Origin of the sequence: Draconibacterium sp. (assembly GCF_041583095.1) — a bacterium.
GTDB lineage: Bacteria > Bacteroidota > Bacteroidia > Bacteroidales > Prolixibacteraceae > Draconibacterium.
On record NZ_JBFHGM010000370.1, the window covers coordinates 1 to 4,024 of the forward strand.

Annotated in this window: 6 protein-coding genes; 5 read left to right on the forward strand and 1 reads right to left on the reverse strand. The window is 42.7% G+C overall.

Translation table 11 applies throughout. The annotated features are described in order from the left end of the window. Positions 1 to 192, reverse strand: a 192-nt coding sequence (gene amrB / locus ABZB17_RS21165) for an AmmeMemoRadiSam system protein B (RefSeq protein ID WP_372653400.1), incomplete at its 3' end; no start/stop codon positions are given. Between the two features lie 159 nt (positions 193 to 351). Between amrB and ABZB17_RS21170 the strand changes: the two genes are divergently transcribed. The 5 genes from ABZB17_RS21170 to ABZB17_RS21190 form a co-directional block, all read left to right on the forward strand. Beyond that, the gene (locus ABZB17_RS21170; protein WP_372653404.1) at positions 352 to 1,176 is read left to right on the forward strand and encodes a 3'(2'),5'-bisphosphate nucleotidase CysQ; all 825 of its coding nucleotides are present in this window, start codon (positions 352 to 354) and stop codon (positions 1,174 to 1,176) included. A gap of 94 nt (positions 1,177 to 1,270) precedes the next feature. Further along, positions 1,271 to 1,549, forward strand: coding sequence for a hypothetical protein (locus tag ABZB17_RS21175; protein ID WP_372653406.1), 279 nt, complete (start codon positions 1,271 to 1,273; stop codon positions 1,547 to 1,549). 138 nt (positions 1,550 to 1,687) lie between these two features. Next, positions 1,688 to 2,185 carry an SPOR domain-containing protein gene (locus ABZB17_RS21180; RefSeq protein ID WP_198152325.1) on the forward strand — a complete coding sequence of 166 codons (498 nt, stop codon included), beginning with the start codon at positions 1,688 to 1,690 and terminating at the stop codon, positions 2,183 to 2,185. A 333-nt stretch (positions 2,186 to 2,518) separates the two neighbouring features. Beyond that, entirely contained in the window at positions 2,519 to 2,944 is a 426-nt protein-coding gene (locus tag ABZB17_RS21185; RefSeq protein WP_372653408.1) for a cytidine/deoxycytidylate deaminase family protein, read from the forward strand. Positions 2,945 to 3,045: 101 nt separating this feature from the next. Next, positions 3,046 to 4,024, forward strand: a 979-nt coding sequence (locus ABZB17_RS21190; RefSeq protein WP_372653411.1) for a S41 family peptidase, incomplete at its 3' end; no start/stop codon positions are given.

A 4,024-nucleotide genomic window follows, 5' to 3' on the forward strand; every position in this document is an offset into this window, starting at 1 on the left:
GGCTGCTGCAACTTCACCGCTAAAAATATAGCCTGCATGTGGCGAAATATGGGCGCGCAGCGGTTGCGAGGTTTTTACATTAACGGCACCGTCAAAAAGTTCTTCCAGCTCATTTCCCAAAGTGCTGGAAGATGAAGGGTAAAATTGTCCGGCCACTGCCGGCTCGCGGTTTTTATTTTTATTGAATATCATAGGCATTCTCAGCTAAAAGGTAGTAATTCTATTACGAAACACAAGGAAATTGGTTTGCGGACCGGTTTGTGAAGAAACATTTAAATAGCATTTGTTTTCGAGGGCAGCGATTTTAAAGATAAAACAGATAACGTACATTTACGTGAATACTAAATTTGAATGGAATTAAACAAGGTACATAGTGTTATTGATGTGCTGGCCAAAGCCGGAAGAGCGATCATAGAAGTGTATGAGAGTAACAACTTTGAAGAGCAGCGTAAATCGGATAATACAGCAGTTACACGGGCTGATAAAGCTTCGAGTAAGATTATTAATGCAGGCCTTGCGCAAATATTCCCCGAAATTCCTGTTTTAGATGAAGAAACCAACTTCCCGGAGTACGAAATTCGTAAAACCTGGGAGAATTACTTTTTGGTCGACCCGCTGGATGGTACCAAGGAGTTTATTAAACGAAACGGCGAATTTTGCATCAACGTCGCATTGATAAATAGAACAGCCCCGGAAAACGGATGGATTTATGAACCGCTGAAAGAAAACGGCTGGTATTGCGGTAAAGGCGGCGGGATTTATGAGTTCGACAGCAAAGGGAATTTCAAAGAAATGCAGAGGCCGGAGCCCTATAACGGAAAAATAAGAGTGGCCACCAGTCGCTCGTTTTTTAAACCCCGCGAAGCCGAGCTGATCGAAAAAATGAGAGGCACTTTTGAGCTGGAGATATTGCACTGCGGCAGTTCGAAAAAGCAAATAGAGATCATTAAAGGAAATGCCGATATGTACCTTAAAGCAGGCCCTTGTTCCGAGTGGGATACTGCACCCGGCCAGTTGATGGTAGAAGAGTTTGGCGGCAGTGTTTTTCGTCAGGATACCTTTGAAACCATGGCTTACAACAAAGCCGATCTTATAAATCCGCATTTTGTAATGCTCAGCGAAAGGCTTAATACACCCGGCTTTGTCGCGTTTATGCAGCAAATAATTCAGGAGTAGTTCTCCTTTTCAACTTTTCTTTTTAATAAATATAACCTAACTTGTTCAGCGTGCGCGGGATATTTTCGTCGCATAAATCAAAAAAACAAAAAAGATGAAACGTACATTTATTTTATTGGCAGTGGTAGTAGCTGCAGCACTTCTTTTTGCCGGATGCGCAACACAATCGTTTGAAAATATTGGTGATCCTCCGGGATTCATAAAAGGCATATTCCACGGTTTTATTTTACTGTTTAGTTTTATTGCCAGTCTTTTTACCGATTACGAAATTTATGCTTTCCCCAATGCAGGAGGCTGGTATAACTTTGGTTTCCTGATTGGTGTAATGCTATTCTTTGGCGGTGGTGGTGCCGGTGCCAAATGCAAAAAATAAACTGTCCGAAAATATTTTTTTTAGTTGCGAACAACATGGTGTGCAAAACTTGCGTTTGATTACAAAAACACACGCAGGTGTAATGCGTATCTTCGCGTTAGAATTTAAACAGAAATACAGAAATAAAAATTTAAAGAGATGAATAGGATAGTTGTTCTTTTAGCGATTCTTGCATTAACTGCATCTTCATGTAAGATATTTCAAAAATCGTCGGGTCAGGCCGAATCGGCTTATACCACTGACACTACAGCACCAACAAAAGTGTTTACCGTACCGGGTAGCGAAACAACCACACAGCCAACAGCTGTAACAAAACCCGAACCGGTGGCCGACGAGAAACCGATTGCCATACGTAAAGAGCAGGTTTCGTTTACCAGCCAAACGGATCAGACTGCAAACGCCGGAAACACTTTCTTTGTGATTTTGGGCTCGTTTAGTCAGTTGGATAATGCAAAAAATTACCGTACAACGCTTATCGATGAGGGTTTTACGCCTATCATCCTGCACAGCGAAACCGGTTATTACCGTGTTTGTGTTAATTCGTACAAAAGCGAAAGCGAAGCACGTGGAAGAGTGGCTCAGGTACGCAATGCTTTCCCGAAATACTCGGATGTATGGCTTTTAATTAAAGAATAGAAAATATTTCAAATTGATTTGAAGACGCCGCTTTATGCGGCGTTTTTTGTTTCCTGAATTTTTGCAAGCTTCAATTTCAGCGAGTTAAATATTTTTCTCGCAGATGACGCAAATTATCGCTGATTGTCTTTCACCTGTAGGAATATTTTTCTGCGGATATCTGCGTAATCAGCGTGAAATAAGAGAATTTGGCGAATATCAGGAATCTTTAAAAATTCTTAAAATCAACAACAAAGGGCTTCCGGGTGTTATATTTTCAGAATTTATCGGAAATCAGTATTACATTTGTAATCGTTGCAAAAAACGAATACCCATTCTAGAAAGAAAACATTTATGTGTAAAGACGAAAAGCAGAAGTTATTGGATCAACGCTACCTGAAGATGGCCGATATATGGGCGCAAAACTCATATTGTAAACGCCGCCAGGTGGGAGCGTTAATTGTTAAGGATAAAATGATTATTTCTGACGGTTACAACGGAACGCCGGCAGGATTTGAAAATATATGCGAGGACGAAGACAACATAACAAAACCTTACGTACTGCACGCCGAGGCCAATGCAATTACAAAGGTGGCCAAGTCGGGGAACAGTAGTGATGGTGCCACTTTATACGTTACTTCGTCGCCTTGTTTAGAGTGTTCGAAACTGATTATTCAGGCCGGAATTAAACGTGTGGTTTTTACCGAAAGCTACCGCCTGGAGGATGGCATAAACCTGTTAAAACGTGCTGATATTGAAGTAAAGCAGGTTGATATTTAAAGGCAAAAGTGAAATTTTGCCGGACGCTACCGGTGGTTTGCCGCCGCGATATACATTAAAATCAGGTCAGGTTATTAGCTACTGACCATTGAAGAAAGCCTATGAACAAGAAAACAACAATACTTTTACCCGTACTGATTGCCATTGCCGTAGCGGCAGGTATTCTGATTGGAAATATAATGAGCCGGAATGCTGCGCCGTCGTATCATGGCGGGGGATTTTCGCAACCCAATAAAATATCTGCCATTCTCGACCTGGTTAACAGGGGTTATGTAGACAGCGTAAATACCAGCGAAATTGTTGAAAGTACGATTCCGGAGATACTAAAAAATCTCGATCCGCATACCAGTTACATTCCTGCCCGCGACATGAGCGAAGTGCAGGAGGAAATGAGTGGTAACTTTTCAGGTATCGGGGTACAGTTTTCTATTCAGGAAGATACGGTACGTGTAATTGAGGTAATTCCCGAAGGCCCGTCAAGCCGGGTGGGTGTTTTGCCCGGCGACCGCATTGTTACTGTCGACGACTCGTTGATTGCCGGTGTAAAAGTGCACAACAACACGGTGATGTCGCTGTTGCGTGGCGAAAAAAACTCGAAAGTTCGGGTGGGAATCGTACGATCGGGTTACGCCGACGAATTGGAGTTTGAAATTACCCGTGGCGATATTCCGCTGTACAGTGTTGATGTGTCGTACATGATTGACGACCATACCGGTTTTATAAAAATTAGCCGTTTTTCGAATGCCACCTACCGCGAGTTTATGGAGGGAATGCTGAAACTGAAAGATGCCGGTGCCGAGAAGGTAATTATCGATTTAAGAAGCAACCCCGGTGGGGCGCTGGTTGGCGTGTTACAAATGGTTGACGAATTTCTGGAAAAAGGAGAACCTATTCTGTACACCGAAGGCCTTCATCAGCAACGAAAAACCTACAATGCTTCGGCAAAAGCAACTTACTCCGACATTGGCGTTTTTGTATTGATCGACGAGTTTTCGGATTCGGCAAGCGAAATTTTTGCCGGCGCAATGCTGGATAACGACCGTGGATTTGTAATCGGGCGCCGTTCGTTCGGAAAAGGAC

Excerpts from the sequence above, each read along its gene's own strand:
- ABZB17_RS21170 (WP_372653404.1), top strand. The coding sequence starts at position 352 with ATGGAATTAAACAAGGTACATAGTGTTATTGATGTGCTGGCCAAAGCC.
- ABZB17_RS21180 (WP_198152325.1), top strand. The coding sequence starts at position 1,688 with ATGAATAGGATAGTTGTTCTTTTAGCGATTCTTGCATTAACTGCATCT.
- ABZB17_RS21185 (WP_372653408.1), top strand. The coding sequence starts at position 2,519 with ATGTGTAAAGACGAAAAGCAGAAGTTATTGGATCAACGCTACCTGAAG.
- ABZB17_RS21175 (WP_372653406.1), top strand. The coding sequence starts at position 1,271 with ATGAAACGTACATTTATTTTATTGGCAGTGGTAGTAGCTGCAGCACTT.